14 protein-coding genes and 3 pseudogenes are annotated in these 17,755 nt (G+C 48.9%); 10 read left to right on the top strand and 7 right to left on the bottom strand.

Going from position 1 to position 17,755, the window contains the following annotated elements; all coding sequences use genetic code 11:
* Positions 1 to 56 precede the first annotated feature (56 nt).
* Complete coding sequence (locus KGA69_RS18470; RefSeq protein WP_047067471.1) at positions 57 to 1,292, top strand: MFS transporter; 1,236 nt, start codon at positions 57 to 59, stop codon at positions 1,290 to 1,292.
* A gap of 45 nt (positions 1,293 to 1,337) precedes the next feature.
* Here KGA69_RS18470 and KGA69_RS18465 read toward each other — a convergent pair whose 3' ends face one another.
* From KGA69_RS18465 to surE, 6 genes are all read right to left on the bottom strand, one after another.
* Positions 1,338 to 1,835 (bottom strand): GlcG/HbpS family heme-binding protein, encoded by a 498-nt coding sequence (locus KGA69_RS18465; RefSeq protein ID WP_049061207.1) that lies wholly within the window; start codon positions 1,833 to 1,835, stop codon positions 1,338 to 1,340.
* Between the two features lie 95 nt (positions 1,836 to 1,930).
* Positions 1,931 to 2,548 (bottom strand): response regulator transcription factor, encoded by a 618-nt coding sequence (locus KGA69_RS18460; protein ID WP_045394421.1) that lies wholly within the window; start codon positions 2,546 to 2,548, stop codon positions 1,931 to 1,933.
* A complete protein-coding gene (locus KGA69_RS18455) occupies positions 2,548 to 3,867 on the bottom strand; it encodes a sensor histidine kinase (protein ID WP_049060916.1) in 1,320 nt (439 codons plus the stop codon). The genes KGA69_RS18460 and KGA69_RS18455 overlap by 1 nt, the downstream gene beginning before the upstream one ends.
* The gene (locus KGA69_RS18450) at positions 3,864 to 4,451 is read right to left on the bottom strand and encodes a hypothetical protein (RefSeq protein ID WP_045394417.1); all 588 of its coding nucleotides are present in this window, start codon (positions 4,449 to 4,451) and stop codon (positions 3,864 to 3,866) included. The genes KGA69_RS18455 and KGA69_RS18450 overlap by 4 nt, the downstream gene beginning before the upstream one ends.
* Positions 4,452 to 4,472: 21 nt before the next feature.
* Positions 4,473 to 5,426, bottom strand: a complete 954-nt coding sequence (locus tag KGA69_RS18445; protein WP_047048276.1) for a hypothetical protein — start codon at positions 5,424 to 5,426, stop codon at positions 4,473 to 4,475.
* A gap of 276 nt (positions 5,427 to 5,702) precedes the next feature.
* Positions 5,703 to 6,572, bottom strand: coding sequence for a 5'/3'-nucleotidase SurE (gene surE, locus KGA69_RS18440; RefSeq protein WP_063447060.1), 870 nt, complete (start codon positions 6,570 to 6,572; stop codon positions 5,703 to 5,705).
* A 420-nt stretch (positions 6,573 to 6,992) separates the two neighbouring features.
* Here surE and KGA69_RS18435 point away from each other — a divergent pair, with 420 nt between their 5' ends.
* The 4 genes from KGA69_RS18435 (at position 6,993) to KGA69_RS18420 (ending at position 11,933) form a co-directional block, all read left to right on the top strand.
* The gene (locus KGA69_RS18435) at positions 6,993 to 7,727 is read left to right on the top strand and encodes a histidine phosphatase family protein (protein WP_223683734.1); all 735 of its coding nucleotides are present in this window, start codon (positions 6,993 to 6,995) and stop codon (positions 7,725 to 7,727) included.
* 61 nt (positions 7,728 to 7,788) lie between these two features.
* Positions 7,789 to 9,096 carry an OprD family outer membrane porin gene (locus KGA69_RS18430; RefSeq protein ID WP_074165761.1) on the top strand — a complete coding sequence of 436 codons (1,308 nt, stop codon included), beginning with the start codon at positions 7,789 to 7,791 and terminating at the stop codon, positions 9,094 to 9,096.
* Positions 9,097 to 9,702: 606 nt separating this feature from the next.
* On the top strand, positions 9,703 to 10,902 hold the full coding sequence (locus KGA69_RS18425) for an MFS transporter (protein ID WP_213292556.1): 1,200 nt from the start codon (positions 9,703 to 9,705) through the stop codon (positions 10,900 to 10,902).
* Between the two features lie 74 nt (positions 10,903 to 10,976).
* Positions 10,977 to 11,933, top strand: a complete 957-nt coding sequence (locus tag KGA69_RS18420; protein WP_045394411.1) for an alpha/beta fold hydrolase — start codon at positions 10,977 to 10,979, stop codon at positions 11,931 to 11,933.
* Positions 11,934 to 12,000: 67 nt separating this feature from the next.
* Here KGA69_RS18420 and KGA69_RS18415 read toward each other — a convergent pair.
* Positions 12,001 to 13,324 (bottom strand): annotated as a pseudogene (locus KGA69_RS18415) (ISNCY family transposase).
* Here KGA69_RS18415 and KGA69_RS24180 point away from each other — a divergent pair.
* The 5 genes and pseudogenes from KGA69_RS24180 to KGA69_RS18400 form a co-directional block, all read left to right on the top strand.
* Positions 13,277 to 13,381, top strand: a pseudogene (locus KGA69_RS24180) (hypothetical protein); the annotation flags it as partial. The pseudogenes KGA69_RS18415 and KGA69_RS24180 sit on opposite strands and share 48 nt — an antisense overlap.
* A 244-nt stretch (positions 13,382 to 13,625) precedes the next feature.
* Positions 13,626 to 13,759: pseudogene (locus KGA69_RS24375) on the top strand (hypothetical protein); the annotation flags it as partial.
* A 40-nt stretch (positions 13,760 to 13,799) separates the two neighbouring features.
* Entirely contained in the window at positions 13,800 to 14,252 is a 453-nt protein-coding gene (locus tag KGA69_RS18410) for a nuclear transport factor 2 family protein (protein ID WP_015705397.1), read from the top strand.
* A gap of 111 nt (positions 14,253 to 14,363) precedes the next feature.
* Positions 14,364 to 14,624: a hypothetical protein gene (locus KGA69_RS18405; protein ID WP_047048336.1), complete on the top strand. Its 261-nt coding sequence runs from the start codon at positions 14,364 to 14,366 to the stop codon at positions 14,622 to 14,624.
* Positions 14,625 to 14,640: 16 nt separating this feature from the next.
* A complete protein-coding gene (locus tag KGA69_RS18400) occupies positions 14,641 to 17,748 on the top strand; it encodes a multidrug efflux RND transporter permease subunit (RefSeq protein WP_213292555.1) in 3,108 nt (1,035 codons plus the stop codon).
* The last annotated feature ends 7 nt before the right edge of the window (positions 17,749 to 17,755 follow it).

Here is a 17,755-nt window from a genome sequence, read left to right as displayed (position 1 = left end):
TTCTTTCGGCTAGCTGCTACATCTCCAGGCCGCTGTGCCAGGATAGGGATAACACGATGTTAGGCTGGACTTCACTACAGCGCAATGCCGCCATTGCCAGCTTCTTAAGCTGGACACTTGATGCCTTCGATTTTTTCCTCCTCGTCTTCTTACTGAGTGACATTGCCCAGACGTTTCACGTTGGGCTGGAAAAGGTCACGCTGGCGATATTACTGACGCTTGCCGTACGGCCTATCGGCGCGCTCATTTTTGGTCGGCTCGCCGAGAAATATGGCCGTAAGCCGATCCTGATGTTGAATATCATCTTCTTTTCGATATTCGAGCTGTTGTCCGCCGCGGCGCCGTCATTAACGATTTTTCTGGTTTTAAGAGTGTTGTATGGCGTGGCGATGGGCGGTATTTGGGGCGTGGCGTCGTCGCTGTCAATGGAAACCATTCCGGATCGTTCCCGGGGGCTGATGTCAGGAATTTTCCAGGCCGGTTATCCGTTTGGCTATCTGATTGCCGCCGTCGCTTATGGGCTGCTATTTGATTTACTCGGCTGGCGCGGGATGTTTGTTATCGGCGCTGCGCCTATTTTGCTGTTGCCGTTTATCTGGTTCTGCGTGCAGGAGTCACCGGTATGGCTGGCGTCACGGGCGAAAAAGGAGAGCACGGCGCTACTGCCGGTACTGAAAACGCACTGGAAATTGTGCTGTTATCTGGTGGTACTGATGGCGGCGTTCAACTTTTTTTCCCACGGTACCCAGGACCTGTATCCGGTATTTTTGAAAGTGCAGCACGGCTTTGATCCGAAAACGATCAGTATTATTGCGGTCACTTACAATATTGCGTCGATCATCGGCGGGGTGCTGTTCGGTTCGCTTTCCGAGAAGATTGGTCGTAAAAAGGCCATTATAACCGCCTCGCTGCTGGCGCTACCGGTTATCCCGCTGTGGGCATTCGCTAGCGGTTCACTGATGTTGGGAATCGGCGCATTCCTGATGCAGTTCATGGTTCAGGGCGCCTGGGGCGTGGTCCCGACCTATCTGAATGAACTGGTTCCAGCGAATACCCGGGCGGTGCTGCCGGGCTTTGTGTATCAATTGGGTAATCTTATTGCTTCGGTTAATGCGACTTTGCAGGCCACGATCGCGGAACATCATGGTCAGAACTATGGACTGGCGATGGCAATTGTTGCCGGTACGGTAGCGATCATTATCGCGATACTGACCTTCTTTGGTCAAGAAAGTCGGGCGAAGAAGATAAGCGGGGCGGTTGAGCAAAACGCCATGCAGCATGTGAGTCGGTAACCCGCTATGGCAAAGCGGGTAGCAATAGTCTACCCGCGCTTTGGATTAGCCCTGGTTAAGTTCGCCTTCGATAGATTTCAACCCGGCAATTGCGCAGGCTTCGTCAAAATTTCCCCCCGGCGCGCCGCCGACGCCAACCGCGCCAATGACCTGGTTGCCCATCTTAACCGGCACTCCGCCAGCTAATAGCAGAAAACCGGGTATATCGCGCAGGTTCGCGGCTCCGGCGTTGGACTGAGAACCTTTCATGACAGCGCTGGTGGCGTTTTTAGTGGTTAGCGCGGTGAATGCTTTCATACGGCTGGCTTCGACGGTGTGCGGGCCGGCATTATCCATTCTCTTCATCAATAGTGGCGTACCGGAACGGTCGACCAGAGTGACGGCGACGTTATAGCCATCTTTGACGCAGGCCTGAAGCGTGCTTTGCGCGATTTTATCCGCGAGCTCAAGTGACAAATTTTGCTGGCTGAGTACGCCCGTGGTGGCGCTGGCGGTAGTGACCAGGCTACCGAGCAGAATGGCGCTAAGAAGAATACGTTTCATAGTGATGCTCCGTCGTGTTGAGTGGCGATAGGCCAATACTAGGGCGCAGGGAGCATGGCGACTATTGCCGCGAATACCGAACGTACCAGGTATTTTTACTTAGAACCACTGGCGACATCAGCGTAAATCTTTAACAGTTTGGGCAGCGAGTTAACTTCAAGCTTGCTAAAAATATTGGCGCGATGCGCTTCGACGGTACGCGGCGATAGCGAGCATAAACGAGCGATTTCTTTACTGGAATATCCCTGAATCAGCTGCTGGAGCATTTCATGTTCGCGGGCGGTAAGTGTGGCGAGTTTTTCCTGCAGCGGCAGTAATATTTGTTGTCGTTCGAGATGCGCTTTTTGCTGCGCCATCGCTTCGCCGACTACTTCGAATAACAGGTCGGCATCAATGGGTTTGGTTAAAAATTCAAAGGCGCCATTTTTGAAGGCGCGACGGCATAAATCAATATTACCGTGCCCGGTCATAATAATAACCGGTAAGGTTAAACCTAGCTGGCGCCACTCATCGAGCAGCGTCAGCCCGGTTTTCCCCGGCATGCGGATGTCCAGCAGCATACAGCCGGTTAATTCAGCAAGATTCCCTGCCTGATGTTGAAAAGCATGTGCGCTATCAAAAGCCTGCGCCTGCCAGCCAACGGTTGAGAGCAGCAGACTCAATGAATCGCGGATTGCCGCATCGTCATCTATTAACCAGATATACTGTTCCATTACTTCTCCTCCGTGCGTAGCGGAAACCATAGCCGGAAGCAGGCGCCTTGTCCGGTGATATTGCTCGCTTCTATCGTGCCATTAAGACGCTGGACGAGAGTATCGGTGAGAGCCATGCCCAACCCAACGCCGTCGCTACGGGTGGTATAAAACGGCATAAATACCTGCTCCAGCGCTTCAGTCGATAACCCTGGTCCGCCATCAGTAATCGTTAAGGTAATACCGTCATTCACTCGCTCAGCTTGTAAATGAATCCATGCGCTACCGGGAGCATTTGCGCCTTGCGCCTGAATGGCATTGCTGGCGATATTATGCAGAATTTGCTCCACCCATAGCGGCGGCGCAGGAAGCGCGGGGAGGTCCGGCGGAAAATGGCTGGAGACGCGAACTTTCCCCGCGCCGATCTCGTTATCCAGTAATTCGCAAACGCGTAGCCACAGGGACGTAAGGTCCACCGGCTGATATTCGGCGCGCTTACTAGTGAGCTTGAGACGAAACTGGCTGAGCAGGGCGTCAATGCGTTTTATCTGCAACACTGAGGCCTCAAGTAGTTCGGGGATCCGCACGGGATCATTTTTTTTAATCAGGCGCACTGCCGCCTGGTTATAGCTCATGATGGCGGTCAACGGTTGATTAAGCTCATGTACGATGCCGGCGGCCAGTTCGCCCATGGTATTAAGACGAGTAAGTTCGCCATAGCGAGAGCGTAAATCGGCGATATCCCGTCGGCGTTTATTGGTTCGATACTGATTAACGAGATAGATAATCACCGCCCAGAACAGTGCCGGTGAAAGTATCAGCCACCACGGCAGTTGATGCCACTGCGGGTTATCGCCTGCGCTAATCCGCAGCGGCTGCGTCGGGCTGGCGACGGTTTTCTCCCAACGCCACCAGGTGTTGGCAGAGGCGGTACCTTCCTCAAGCAACGTGGTATCGTCCCAGAGAATGGCAAGATGTTTGAATGTCTTTTTCTCATTGAGACTGTTAAGTAGGGTGTTCAAATCAATCAGCAGGGAGATGCCCGGAAGATTCAGCCAGTAGCGTGCAGGGCTTTGCGCGACGATGGGGCGTCGCGGTTCAAGGGAATCGTAGCGGCGCCATTGCACGATTTGCGGCAGGATCTGCTGGACTTCGGCGGCATTTTGACCGGCCGGAAGCAGGGGGATGATGGCATCGTGCTGCGACACCTTTACCGTGATTTCTCGATACAGGATGCGGAAGTCGGCGGAGCGCGCGTCATATTGCTGTTGAAGAAACCAGGCGCCAAGCCCCGTCGAGCTTAACAACGTCAGCATGAGCCAGCAGAGGTTTTTTATCATATCGCATTTTGTGCATGATGTTTTAATTGCCAGCGCCAAACTCGATTATGTAAATAAAATGCTGAGGTTTTTACAAACATAGCGCTGTTAATGAGTTTGATGCTCCCAGCGCTAAACAATACACCAACCAAAGCACTTATAAGCAAACCGGCATGCCCGCCAAATATGAATACCGAAATGAATGCGTAAATGAGATTTCCCGCGGCGAGCGCGGCGGTCAGGAAAATCAGACCTAGATAGAACTTAAGCGCCGCCAGAAAACCCCGAGAGAACAGCGTCATCGACGGGAAGATCAGCAGACAATAGAGTAAACCTGTGGGGATGATACCAGCAAAAACAGCATGCGCGGGCCAGGAAAACCACTGAAAGATGGCTCCCCAAAGCGTTAGCTGCGGCATAGCAAAACTTATTACGCTTAACAGCGCGCTTAAAATAAAAGGCACGCCAGCCGTATGCAACCCGACAGGCGTTCCCATACGCTCCATCAAGTACATTTTCGCGGACTCTAACTGCTTAGGATCCTGCTCCTTTATCCTTTGCTCAACGATGGTGCCCAGTTTGAGACTGTCATTAATATATTTCATTATGCCGAGTGCTTTAACTATCTAAAATGAGAACGACTGTATAACGCCGATGACGTACTTACCGGATTGCGTCATATTTTGCGGGTGGCGTATTGTTCCGGTGAGCGCGCTCCCCGCGAAGGCTGAGGTATTAATAACCGCATTCGTTAATTCGCGCTGCAAAGAACGCTGTATAGCCTCAGACGGGAAACGCTTAGGGTAAAGCTGCGCCTGCATGGCCGCCTTAATTCCACCGTTAGAAATTCCTGGATTTTGGGCGCGGATGATTTCTTCTGTAATACGCTTACGCTCGGCCCGGCTCAGACTTTTGAGCCAGTTTATCGCCCCGGAGGAGGAACTGGCTTTCATTAATTTATATGTTGCAATGGTACTTTTTAAACCCGCACCAGCGCCAGCTAAAGAAACGATATCCAGGGCTGTTGAGGTTGCGGTATACCAGTCCTGGCTGTCAAGCCAGGCAATATCCTCCTCATGGCCGATACCGATAGCTAACAGACGTCCGCTACCGATAAAACACTGTAAACCGGTAGCCACACCACCTGCAGTGATCATTGCTGCCACCACGCCTGAGGCTCCGGCGGTGAGGGGGATGGCCGCGCCAGCTCCAAGCGCTAAAAAGACAGTGACCACGGCAGCGCCGCAGGCTATAGCCGTGGAGGTAATTTCATTAGCCAGTGACGGTGCTTGTAGCGTTTTGATCGTGGCTTTTGCGGCATTGTGCGGCGTCGAGGATGCAATTTTTGTCACGATAACATGGCTAACGCTACTTTGGTTTGGTGTGGCGATTCTACGTGAAGGGCGCACAAGCCAGCGATTCATTCCGTCGGAATAGATTATCCCGGCTTGAGAGAAATCACGGGAGCAGTCCAGTTGTGCGGCCAGCGCGGTAAAATCAAAATCACTACCAGAGGCTAGTCCCAGGCTACGAGCAAACCCATAGTCGGGCAGATTTGAAGAATGTGCAGGGAAGGTCATGAGCTGCTCGCTACGTGAATTGTGGAATTATAGAAAAATGAGGTTAGATGTTAAAAAAACCATAAACAACCAGGAATAGTCCGAAACAGACTAACTTTTGAACTCAATCAAGTATTTACCTGATATTGGAAGGGTACGCGTCGTACAGTACGGATGAGGGCTTGAGCAATATAATTTGGCGGTGATGAAAAATTGAAAACATCGCCTGCCAGCGATTTAGTATATCGCCGGCAGGAACGAAGTGGATGGTACAAAGTTGTGAAATAAACTGGTGAATTATTTATTCAGCAGTGCTTCATATTGCGCCTGAAATTGCGGCGCGTTCGTTGCCCCATCAAAGAGGGTGTAGGTGATATAACCTTTATTAAGCCAGCCGGAATCGGTATCGTTCTCAACGTTCTTTAACGATGCCGGGTTGATGATTTGTTTGGCGCGTCCATCAGGTAAAATATCATAACCAATCTGTGGGGTAGGGAACATCTCATTTTCGATATAGTGTACACCTTTAATTTTTGATTTTGGCAGCGGCGGATAGTTAATGCTTAAGCCCGATCCTTTAGGCACCAAAGGTGAACCAGGAACATGATTACGATTCAGGGTCTCAACAACCTCAACCACATAATCCACCGCATCAGGCCAATATTTATGTGTGCTTGGCCATTTATTCTTCATTTCAACTTCGGTAAAGATATACCCAATGCTGGCCGCAATCGCCGGGAAACCATAACGTACAGCCCTGGCTGCCGCACTAACCGTCCCTGAATTGACCTGGGCCATCCCGGTATTCGGGCCATCGTTGACGCCAGAGATAACCAGGTCGGGCTGATTATTAATGAGTAGTCCCCGTAAGCCGAAATCAACCGCATCAGCGGGCGTTCCCGGGAAGCAGTAGCGTTTATCAGCAGCTTTCTTTACATCAAAGATTTTACCCGTTTTGAAGGTAATGGCCGAACCGATGCCGCTCTGATTGGTAGCAGGAGCGACCATCCATACCTCAAAACCTTTTTGCGTGAGTTTTTCCTGAAGCGAAATACTGCCCGGAGATTCGCAACCATCGTCGTTTACAATCAAAATTTTAAGCGGGGCGGCGCTTACGGTGAAAGTGAATGCAGAGATCAGCGCTGCGGCAATACATGACTTGTTCATCGAAACTCCTGTTAATCCTAGGGTAGATACAATGCAAAAAAAAACCTAAGGCCGCTCCTGCAACGAGTACAGAAACGGCCTTAGGTTTTGCCTGAAAGAGTAACAATCCCAAGTGAATTTAAAATACGTACTGCAGATATTTACGTCCAGACGGAAATACGGTTGATATGAGGAGGATCACATTTACATAAATCATCGTTATAGATTAAGTGCAATTCAAAAGCATTAGTGATAGGGTCCGTAATAGCTGGATTGTTACTGTATCAACAGGCAAAACCTACGTTTTCTTCTCCACCTGCATGCCAGGGCGCTGAAGAGTACGTAGGTTTTTTTTTGGCTATAGAAAAGGATTCTTATAAAATGAAAAATTTATTTCTGGGGGCCTTAATGGCTGTTACCGCCGTTACCAGTCCACTGCTGATGGCGAAAAGTAACGATAAAAATGACCAGGAGGTCATCAATATTTATTTTGCGCGTCATGGGAAAACGCTGCTTAATTCGTTTGACCGCGTGCAAGGTTGGATTGATTCCCCGTTGACGAAGGATGGGGTGCAGGTTGCTCAATATTTAGGTGAGGGACTCAAAGGGATAAAATTTGATCGTTTTTATTCCAGTGATGCGGGACGGCAGCGCGAAACCATGGCAGTAATTCTTAAACAGGCTGGCGTAACGGATTATCATTTAACCGAAATGACAGGCCTGCGAGAGGCGTTTTTTGGCGGTTTTGAAGGCGGTTATAATGTCGATATGGCCAATGCAGGCGCACACGCACTAGGAATGTCGGACAGTAAAGCGCTTTTTAAGGGGATGAAAGCTGGCACACTTTCGGTAAGCGAAAGCCAGAACGCGCTGGCCAAATCCGATCCTAAACAGCTAGCGGAAAACTATGAGCAGGTAAAAGAACGGACACAAGCTGCGCTGGCAACTATTGTAGAAAATGCCCAAAAAGAGGGTGATAAAAATATTTTGGCCATTTCTTCAGGTACCGCGATTCAGATAATGATTTCCGATCTGACGGAGGACCCGGCCAAAAATCTGCCATTGTCGAATGCTGCGGTGGTGAAAATCACTTATCACGATGGTAAATACAGTGTGCCAGAAATTGGCACCATGAAATACGTTGAAGCAGGCAAGGTTTCACTAAACCATAAATAATCTGACAGTTTAGTTTTCCGCCATAAATATGCTATGGCGGATCTTTTCTCAGGAAATAAAAATGTTTAACAACATAACTGCCGCGTTAATAGCGTGCGGGCTGGTTACGCCTGTATGGGCCGCTACAGACGCTATTTTTGATGATCCTTTTTTTACTGACTCACAGCTCACTGTCTCTGCAAAGAATTATTGGAAATATCTTAAGGAGGAAAATGCCAACCCTAAACATGTACACAACGCCTGGGGTCAGGGATTTTCAGCAGAATACCAGTCTGGTTATTTAGCCGATATTATCGGCTTCGACGTATCGTATTATAGCGCGATAAAGTTGGGCGCCAGCGACTATTTCAACTCCCGCGGCGTGCTTTATAACAATGGGACTGGTAACAAAAAAAGCAATGCAGAAGGGTATTCAAAGTTTGGTCAACGTAACGTGAAGCTTAACTACACGCTTTCTGGTGCTCAGCTAAACGCGCGCTGGGGATGGCAGATGCTGAAAAATTATGGCGTTATTTCAACATCTAACAGGCTTTCGCCGACAACGTATTCCGGCGTAAGCAGTGCTTTAAGCTACGGTCCATTTACCATAAGAGGGGCATGGCTTGAAAATTCCATGGACAGAAACTCACCAGATAAAAAGCGATTTCAGACCAATACCGGTGAATATATTAGCCACCTGGCAAGCGGAGAAATTCTCTGGCGGGGAAAAAATTTTGATGCACAGTATGCTTATGGTGAGAGCAAAGGCTATCTGCAGCGGCACCTGCTGTTTACGCAGTTTCGACCTGATACGCAGCTAACGATAGGCACTCAGGTATACGGCACCCACGCCATGGAAAGTTACCGTGCAATGCCCGCGAGTAAACGGGATTTTGACAATAATGCCTGGCATTTTGCGTTGGACGCGACCTGGAAAGGTGAACGCTGGAATAGCAAAATGGGCATTGGCTACACCAATGCTAAAAAAGCAGATGAAGTCGGGTTTTATCCACGCCACATGAGCAAAAATTCTCGGGGAACATTTATTTCTATGGCCTACGCTGGCGACGATTACATGCGTGATGGGGAACTGGTGCTGGCGAACATCACCGAATATCGGTTAACGCCTGAATTAGCCGTAGGCCTGGCGGGAAACATCGGGCAATTTAACTATAAAGGGAATCACGTGCGCACCGGGGAAATCAATGCCTTTAGCCGTTGGGTTCCAACGCAGTCCATGTTTAAAAACTTCACTTTTTGGGCGATGTTCGGGCCGGGATGGTCATACAAGACGCAAGGAAAAACGCCAGTCCTTACGGATGGCCATTATACGCGTACAAACACGCTGTCTTCGGAAGTCATCATGGAATATCGATTTAAGGTGTTCTGATCGAGATGACATGGCGAGGACGAAGCCGCCCGGGAGCGATGGCGAACGATGAGTCGTGAAAACGCCATGTTGAGAATGATATTGTAGACGCGGACAACGACATAATGATGTTGTTGTTGTCCGCGATGTAATCTGACAGCCGGAGATGATTGTTGGAGAAAGAAAGCGACATGTCTGATTGCGGATATCATGAAGGCTGAATGGCGCTCGTCGCAGACAGAGCAACGATAGATGACCAGTTTGATTGGATAGCTACGAGAACGGAACAAGCACAGGCCAGCAAGAACCACAGTAATGCACAACGTTAAACGCCGTTATCCGTCACGCTCCATGATGTCAAAGCTAAGTTCAGATGTCCGGGGTAGGGCAAAGTTCAAATGTCCGCTCTTTGCATAGTGAGATTATATGCACTACAGGCATCAGCAACGATTAATTTCAGTTGTGTTCTTAATAGAACAAGCGGAATCGAAGATGTTGACACCATTTACAAGTATAGGTAACCTGCGCAACAGACATTTCGGCGTTACCGAAGTGCGTAAGCGTTAACGTCAACCAACGCACTATATACGAGCTTACATAGTTCCGTATCTGGCAGGTTGATTCAGTATGTCTGTTCATTCTTATAAAACTCCTCTTGTAAAAAATTCTCTGCGCTCATTGACCTTTGTCGGAGTGTTGCTAATAGCATCCAACTTAAGAGCTCCTATTACCGCACTTGGGCCAGTAATTCACGAAATCTCCGCTTCATTTTCCCTGTCAAACTCTGCATCGGGTTTACTTAACGCTTTGCCTTTGCTTATTTTTGGACTTGCTTCACCTTTCGCTCCTAGGCTCACCCGAAAAGTTGGTCTTGAGAAAGCACTTTTGACCGCGCTCATTCTTATTACGGTGGGATGTATTGTCCGTTCTCTGATGGGGTTGCCCGGGTTATGGCTGGGCACTTTTATCATAGGATTAGGTATCGCAATTGCAAACGTTTTGGTAGTTCCCCTGGTTAAAAGGGATTTCCCTTCCCATACCGCACGTTGTGTTGGGCTCTATGCCGCGACGATGGCGCTGACAGCTGCATTTTCCAGTGGAATTGCAGCTCCGCTTTCCGTAATCAGTACTGCCGGATGGAGATTATCTACCGGAGTTTGGGTGATAACTGCCGTGCTGGGTCTTATTGTGTGGCTAAAGGTTTGTGTTGGGGGAGCTCATGAGTCTGACTCTACCGCGAAAACGCGTGTTCAGGGTAACCGTTCTGTCTGGAAAAGTTCGATTGCGTGGCAGGTATCGATGTTTATGGCATTGCATACGATGGTTTTCTACACAGTTATTGACTGGTATCCATCAATGGCAGGGGAACATGGCGTCAGTGCTACAACGGCAGGTTATCACTTGTTCTTGTACCAGGCGGTTGCCGTTATAGCAAACCTAACGACCGCTGCGTTCATATCACGAATGAAAGACCAGAGTATTCTGGGGCTTCTGTGTTCACTCTTTATTACTGTTGGTATCGCTGGCATCCTGATTATGCCAGGATTAGCTGCAATATGGTTAGTGTTCGCAGGCGTTGGTGCAGGAATGTCTATGGTAACCTGCCTTACTCTCTTTGGTCTTCGTACACGTGAACATAGTCAGGCAGGTCAATTATCCGGTAAGGCTCAATGTGTTGGTTATCTTATAGGTGCTCTTGGCCCATATCTGGCAGGGATTATTCGTGGGTATTCTATGAGCTGGGATTCCACGCTTGTCTGTTTGATTTTTGTTACTTTCATACAGTCCTATTTTGCATGGCATGCGGGTAAAGATAGAGTTATTTAAATACTTTAAGCACTAGTTTTTGCTGACATATATTATTTTACACTTTTGTTCATAACGATATGGGTAAAAAAATCATGAATACTACAGATTCAAATGAAATCACACAAAGCCAGTTAGCTGACTTTCGTTCTTTTTCTTTTAAGCATCATATTGATGGAATGCCAGATTCAGTATCTGATTTTGATAAATTGCGAATCCACTCATTTAGTACTAGTGACAAAATGAAGCTCACATGGTGGGAGGCTGGTGAGGGTGAACCATTAATATTTGTACCGGGCTGGTCATCAAACGGTACAGATTATTTTTATATTCTTTACATATTAAGTCAAAAATACCACGTATTTGTACTTGACCTCCGTAATCAGGGGCTTTCAGAACATAACCATTATGGGAACAGAATTTCTCGATATGCTCAGGATCTTCACGAGTTTTTGGAACATATTCACGTAGTGGATATAAATCTTTGTGGGCATTCTATGGGGGCAACTATTATCTGGAATTATATAGATAATTATGGTACTTCGGGCATAAAAAAACTGGCTTTCGTTGATCAAGCTCCAGCTCTGTTTGTTCGTCAGAACTGGACGGAAAATGAACGCCTGCAATCTGGGGCATTTTGCAGGACAGCAGAGCTAATGATAGATATGTTCTCAGGCAAAGCTTCTTTTAATAAAATGGTAGTTAATACAAGATTGCCTGAGTTATTGAGCCGCATGGATTCGCCTTACTACGCTAACGTCAGGGATTTCGGTGAAAAGATTATTCCGACTAACATAGATACTATGGTAGCGGTAATGTGGGATCATATTCACAATGATTGGCGTGATGTTATTTCATCGAAAATAGATGTGCCAACAATCATTTTTACAGGTGAAAATAGTGATTGGCTTGATAGCCAGAAGTGGATTCATAGTGTCCTCTCAGGTTCTGTTTTACATATTTATGGTGAAAGTGATTTTGGTGACCATAATTTGATGATGAAGAACCCGGTTAAATTTTCAAATGACTTGAGTGTTTTTTTAGATTCATGAAAAATTTATTAAACGTTTAAAAGCAACAGTCTCTTTAATTAAAGAGACTGTTTTGTTCCAATAAATATCATTTTTCCTTTGTGCCAAAAATCTCCTCAGAACGTGATTGCAGTGTCTTTAGTGCTTCCAGCATATCGTCACCGTTAAGCGAGCGCTGGGATTTCTTCTCCGTTGGTTTTCTCCGTCTCCGCGACGGGCCATCTCCGGCAGGGAGAGCCTGTGACCGATTGTTGTCGCGTTTATCCTGAACCAGTTTGATAAATTCAAGTGTACGCCCGAGGCGCTTGTTGTCCACGATAGCCCCCTGGTCGATTTCCTGAAGGCGATCATAGGTAGAGTAGGGAAGGACAACCCCGTTTAGCCGGAGTTCCTTACGGCCATCCGGGTAATGCCAGACTTCAATGTACTTGCCAATAGCCGTGCGGCTTAACTCATTATCTTCAATCAGATAAAGCACTTTGTCATACTGCACTGTCAGGGATTTTGAAACACGGCGTGGTTCCCGCCATGTGAAAAATGTGGCCAGATCATCGTCAGTTTCAAGTGGACGATGCACATCAAAGTCATGCCGGGGCGCTTTCGCAAAGCGTCGGTTGTAATCAGCCATGAACTCATCGGCATAATCATTGGCTTGCATCCACTGAAGAAATGCCCCTGAGCCTGAGCTCCTTTACGAGGCGATCCTGAAGCGTCAGATGGGCACGTTCAACGCGACCTTTGGCGGAACTGGTATTGGCGCAGATAGTCTGGATGTTCAGTTCGTGCATCGCACGGCCAAACTGGGTATAACCATCGCCGCCGGTGGCATTTTTATTGTTGATTCTGAAGACGCTGGCTTTGTCGCTATACAATGCCAATGGTTTGCCATGCATTTCCAGATAGCCCCTGGTGGTTTCAAAATAGGTGAAGGTCGATTCTGATTTCACGAAACGAAGCTGCATCAGGCGACTCGTCGCATCGTCGACGTAGACCAGTGCGGTACAGGCGGGCGCACGGTTCTCGAACCAGTGATGGTCGCAACCATCAATCTGGATCAGTTCGCCGCAGCAGGCCCGTCGATACCGTGGCTGCTGTATTTTCGGCGCACGTTGTTTGCGGGGGATCCAGAGACCGGCTTTGACCATGAGTGAACGGACAGTCTCTTTGGACAGGTGAACATCGTGCAGTTCTGCGAGTTTCTCACACGCCAGCGTCGGCCCGAAGTCGGTATAGCGTTCTCGTATAATATTGAGCGCGTACTGTGCAAGGCCATCAGGCAGTTGGTTATTGCTGGGTTTTCCACGACGGCGGTTAGTCATACCAAGCGGGCCAGATTCACGGTAACGCAACAGAAGGCGTCGGCACTGGCGGTCAGATATCCCCAGGCGCTGCGCGGCCATCTGTGTGGTCAGACGCCGGTCGACAACGTCCTGAATGATTTTGAGTCGGTTAACTTCATCCAAAGTGAAAAACTCCGCTGCGTGTGCCGTCATGGGAATCTTCCTGTTGATTATACACGACGGACATCTTAACTTAGCCCGAAGCGGACATTATAACTTTGCTGCTACAATGCAAGTACGCATAATGTATATTATGTTAAATCACATTAAGCATACCTGACGATCTCCACATGGGATTATGAACCTGGTAATTTGTGGTGATTAGCGACCTCCCGCAAAGCAGACCAAACTGCCCTTTTTTCTTCTTAAGTAAAAGCAGCTTGATCTAAACGAGTCGATGCCGCAGATTCAAGACTCCATTTTTTCATGGAGTCATCTCAATCAGCCGCAAACTCAGCAGACCGTTACTGTCTGAAATGTCGCTGGGTGGCCGGTTCATTAACCTGACAGGCCTGAAGCCTGACATCAAACCATCGCTGGAGGAAGCATGCTTAAAAAATCGATAGTCGCCCTTTCATTGTTTTTCGCTCTGACGCCCGCCGTTTTTGCGGGCAATAGCGAAAGCGAGCTGTTGAATAAAAAGAATGTGATTGATTTTTATAATAAGGCCTTGAATGAAAAAGACTTCTCTGCCGCCAGGCCCTATCTCGGGGATCGCTATGTACAGCACAATCCGATGGCAAAAGATGGCGTGGAAGGCTTCGAGCAGTTTATCGCTTTTCTGAAGAGTAAATATCCCGACTCGCACAGCGAAATTAAGCAGGCATTCGTCGACGGAGATAACGTGATCTTGCATGTTGAAGTGACCGGTCGTGAGCCAGGCGTTACGCGGGCTATCGTGGATATCTTCCGCCTCAACGAACAGCACAAAATCGTTGAACATTGGGATGTTACCCAAAACGTTCCGCAAAAAACCGCCAGCGGCAACGGCATGTTCTAAGACCTTTGACTCACGCTCTTGCTTTCCCTTTTTTCATTCGTACAGAGGATTGCTTGTTTAAATAATTTATTTACTTTACTGTAAAGTAAATAAATTCATGAGATCACACTGATGCTCAACGAAAGAAATTGGGGAAAGCTTCTTTATTTCATTGGCTTATGGCTTTTTAGCTCCAGTGCTGATGCTGGTTTGCCAAACTTCAGCAGTGAATACTTGCGCGCATCACCATGTGTTGCAACCCGCAAATTGTTCACAATCAACTCCTACGGCGTGGCAAAACAGATACCGCCCTTGCCTTTTTCTCCTCTTCCGGCTGACGACGAGCTAAACGAACCAACTGACGCGTTTGCTATGCAAAAATCCCTTAACTGACCAAAGGTGAATAACAATGCTGGCCCGTTTTTTTGTCTTTCGCCCGGTTTTTGCCGCGGTCATCGCCATCTGCATCATGGCAACCGGCGCTCTCGCCATGATGACTTTGCCGGTGGAACAGTATCCGGATATCGCCCCGCCTGCTATTAATGTCTCGGCTAACTATACTGGCGCTTCAGCAGAAACCGTCGAGGATAGTGTTACTCAGGTGCTGGAGCAGCAGATCAAAGGTATCGATGGGTTGATCTACTTTTCCTCAAGCAGCAGTTCAGCTGGCCAGGCCCGCATTAGCCTTAGTTTCGATCAGGACGTTAACCCTGATATGGCGCAGGTACAGGTACAAAACGCGGTAAATCAAGCAATTACACGATTACCACAAGAGGTGCAGCAGCAAGGAATTACCGTTACCAAATCTCAGGGGGACAGCTTGATGGTGTTAGCCTTGTATGACCCAAGCAGGCAATTAACCAGTCTTGATATTAGCGATTTCCTCATCAGCTCTTTACAAGAACCGTTGAGCCGCGTCGAAGGCGTGGGTGAAACCACTGTTTTTGGCGCGCAGTATGCCATGCGCATCTGGCTCAATCCGCTCAAACTGACCAGCTATGGATTGATGCCCTCGGACATACAGGCCGCGATCGAGGCGCAGAATTCGCAAGTGACCAGCGGTGAAATTGGTTCTCTGCCGACGATTGAGGGACAATATTTGAACGCCACGGTGACGACGCAGTCCCGCCTTGGTCATCCGGAGCAGTTTGAGAATATTATTCTACGCACCCATCGCGATGGCTCAGTAGTGTACTTGCGCGACGTGGCCCGCGTGGAAATCGGCGCGGAAAACTATCAAAACCAAACGACGCTCAATGGTTACCCTTCCGCTGGGATCTCAATTCAGTTGGCCTCGGGAGCCAACGCGCTGGAAACGGCGGAGAAAGTTAGGACTGAAGTCGAACGCCTTTCTCCCCGCTTTCCACAAGGCGTAATCGCCGCCTATCCACGCGACAGCACTCCGTTTGTGACGGTATCGATCGAAAGCGTGGTGCATACGCTGATTGAAGCGATACTCTTTGTCGTGGCCGTTATGTATCTTTTTCTTCAAAGCTGGCGTGCAACGCTTATCCCGACCCTGACGGTACCGGTGGTTCTGTTGGGCACTTTCGGCATTCTCAGCCTGCTTGGCTACAGCATCAATACACTGACCCTTTTTGCCATGGTGCTGGCAATCGGGCTGCTGGTAGATGACGCTATCGTGGTGGTGGAAAATGTTGAACGTTTGATGGCAGAGGAAAACCTCACTCCACAGGAGGCCACGCTGCGCTCGATGAATGAGATAACCGGGGCGCTGATAGGTATTGCTCTGGTTCTCTCCACCGTTTTTATCCCGATGGCGTTCTTTGGTGGCTCTGTGGGGATTATCTATCGTCAGTTCACCGTGACCATTGTTTCAGCAATGGCGCTGTCTGCATTGGTCGCTCTGACGCTGACGCCAACGCTGTGCGCCCACCTGCTCAAGCCTGGACACATAAATAAAGGTCGTTTTTTTACCCTCTTCAATCGCGGAGTAACGATAAGTCAGAACAGCTACCTGGCCACACTTCGTCGAATGACCGCCCATCCACTCCGTTTTGTTTGTCTGGCCCTGATACTAACTTTTTTGATGCTCTGGCAATATCAAAAGCTCGCAAGCGGATTTTTGCCCGAGGAGGATCAGGGCGCGGTTATGGTTCAGTACTCGCTGCCGTCTGGTTCGCCGATGTCGATGACCGAGGCCGTTGGCGCGGATATTACCCACTATTTTATGACTGAGGAGAGAGATAACCTCGACGTTATTTTTATGGTCACAGGAAGAAATAATGCCGGTAGCGGGCAGAACGTCGGTATGGCATTCGCTGAGTTAAAACACTGGGACCAGCGTCCCGGGAAAGAAAACAGCGCTCAGGCCATTATTCTACGCGCGAACCAGTATTTTAATAAAAATGCCAGGCAGGCCAACATAAGCGTGATGTCACCCCCGACCATTCGCGGTCTCGGACAATCCAGCGGTTTTGAATTATGGCTGCAGGACAGCGCCGAAAATGGCAGTGCGGCACTTATGCAGGCACAAACCACCCTGCTCAATGCCGCCAGAGAAAATCCTGCTCTTAACGCGGTAAGGATTAATAGTCTGGAGGAAAAGGCGCAGCTGCAAGTCGATGTCGACCGACAAAAAGCGCAGGTTCAGGGGCTGGATCAGGCCGATATCAACAATACGCTTTCAGCGGCCTGGGGGGGCATATATGTTAACGACTTTGTCGATCGAGGGCGGGTTAAACGCGTGTATATCCAGGGAGACGCGCCCTGGCGTTCAACACCGGAAAATTTATCCGCCTGGTTTGTCCGTGGCAACAGCGACAACATGGCGTCCTTCGACAGCTTCTCGACGCTTCGCTGGACCAGCGGACCGCAGATGCTTCAGCGTTTCAATGGGCTGTCGGCCGTGCAGTTTCAAGGAGGTGCTGCGTCTGGCGTCAGCTCCGGCGTGGCAATGGCTGAAATGTCCGAAATGGTCAGCTCGCTGAACGGATTTGACCTGCAATGGAGCGGTTTGTCCTGGCAGGAGCGCTCATCTTCGGTGCAAACGCTGTGGGTCTATCTGGCATCGCTAGCCTTTATGTTTCTGTGCCTCGCTGCCCTATATGAAAGCTGGTCGATCCCCATTGCCGTGATGTTGATTATCCCGTTGGGCATCATTGGCGCGATCAGCGCTTCGTTGCTCGCCGGTTATGAAAATGATATTTATTTCCAAGTGGGGATGTTAACAACAATGGGCCTTTCGGCCAAAAATGCGATCCTGATCGTCGAATTCGGGCTATCGCAGTTTCAGCAAGGAAAAAGCCTGACGGAAGCCGCACTGGAAGGCGCACGGCTGCGCTTGCGTCCGATTATTATGACCTCACTCGCATTTGTTGTCGGCGTGATCCCTCTGGTACTCTCTGCAGGTGCCGGCGCTGCCAGCCAACAAGAAATTGGGACGGCGGTGATTGGCGGCATGCTTTCAGGGACGCTACTGACGTTGCTTTTCGTTCCACTATTTTTCCTGCTAGTGCAGCAAGGAATCATGCGACTGAAAAGTCGCAAACAGTAAGGACTCA

This window comes from Klebsiella sp. A52 (genome assembly GCF_018388785.1).
GTDB lineage: Bacteria > Pseudomonadota > Gammaproteobacteria > Enterobacterales > Enterobacteriaceae > Klebsiella > Klebsiella aerogenes.
Note: the sequence above shows the minus strand (reverse complement) of the source record. Positions and strands in the feature narration are given on the sequence as shown.

Coding starts and splice junctions, on each gene's coding strand:
- KGA69_RS18470 (WP_047067471.1), top strand. CDS start 57: ATGTTAGGCTGGACTTCACTACAGCGCAATGCCGCCATTGCCAGCTTC.
- KGA69_RS18465 (WP_049061207.1), bottom strand. CDS start 1,835: ATGAAACGTATTCTTCTTAGCGCCATTCTGCTCGGTAGCCTGGTCACT.
- KGA69_RS18460 (WP_045394421.1), bottom strand. CDS start 2,548: ATGGAACAGTATATCTGGTTAATAGATGACGATGCGGCAATCCGCGAT.
- KGA69_RS18455 (WP_049060916.1), bottom strand. CDS start 3,867: ATGATAAAAAACCTCTGCTGGCTCATGCTGACGTTGTTAAGCTCGACG.
- KGA69_RS18450 (WP_045394417.1), bottom strand. CDS start 4,451: ATGAAATATATTAATGACAGTCTCAAACTGGGCACCATCGTTGAGCAA.
- KGA69_RS18445 (WP_047048276.1), bottom strand. CDS start 5,426: ATGACCTTCCCTGCACATTCTTCAAATCTGCCCGACTATGGGTTTGCT.
- surE (WP_063447060.1), bottom strand. CDS start 6,572: ATGAACAAGTCATGTATTGCCGCAGCGCTGATCTCTGCATTCACTTTC.
- KGA69_RS18435 (WP_223683734.1), top strand. CDS start 6,993: ATGGCGAAAAGTAACGATAAAAATGACCAGGAGGTCATCAATATTTAT.
- KGA69_RS18430 (WP_074165761.1), top strand. CDS start 7,789: ATGTTTAACAACATAACTGCCGCGTTAATAGCGTGCGGGCTGGTTACG.
- KGA69_RS18425 (WP_213292556.1), top strand. CDS start 9,703: ATGTCTGTTCATTCTTATAAAACTCCTCTTGTAAAAAATTCTCTGCGC.
- KGA69_RS18420 (WP_045394411.1), top strand. CDS start 10,977: ATGAATACTACAGATTCAAATGAAATCACACAAAGCCAGTTAGCTGAC.
- KGA69_RS18410 (WP_015705397.1), top strand. CDS start 13,800: ATGCTTAAAAAATCGATAGTCGCCCTTTCATTGTTTTTCGCTCTGACG.
- KGA69_RS18405 (WP_047048336.1), top strand. CDS start 14,364: ATGCTCAACGAAAGAAATTGGGGAAAGCTTCTTTATTTCATTGGCTTA.
- KGA69_RS18400 (WP_213292555.1), top strand. CDS start 14,641: ATGCTGGCCCGTTTTTTTGTCTTTCGCCCGGTTTTTGCCGCGGTCATC.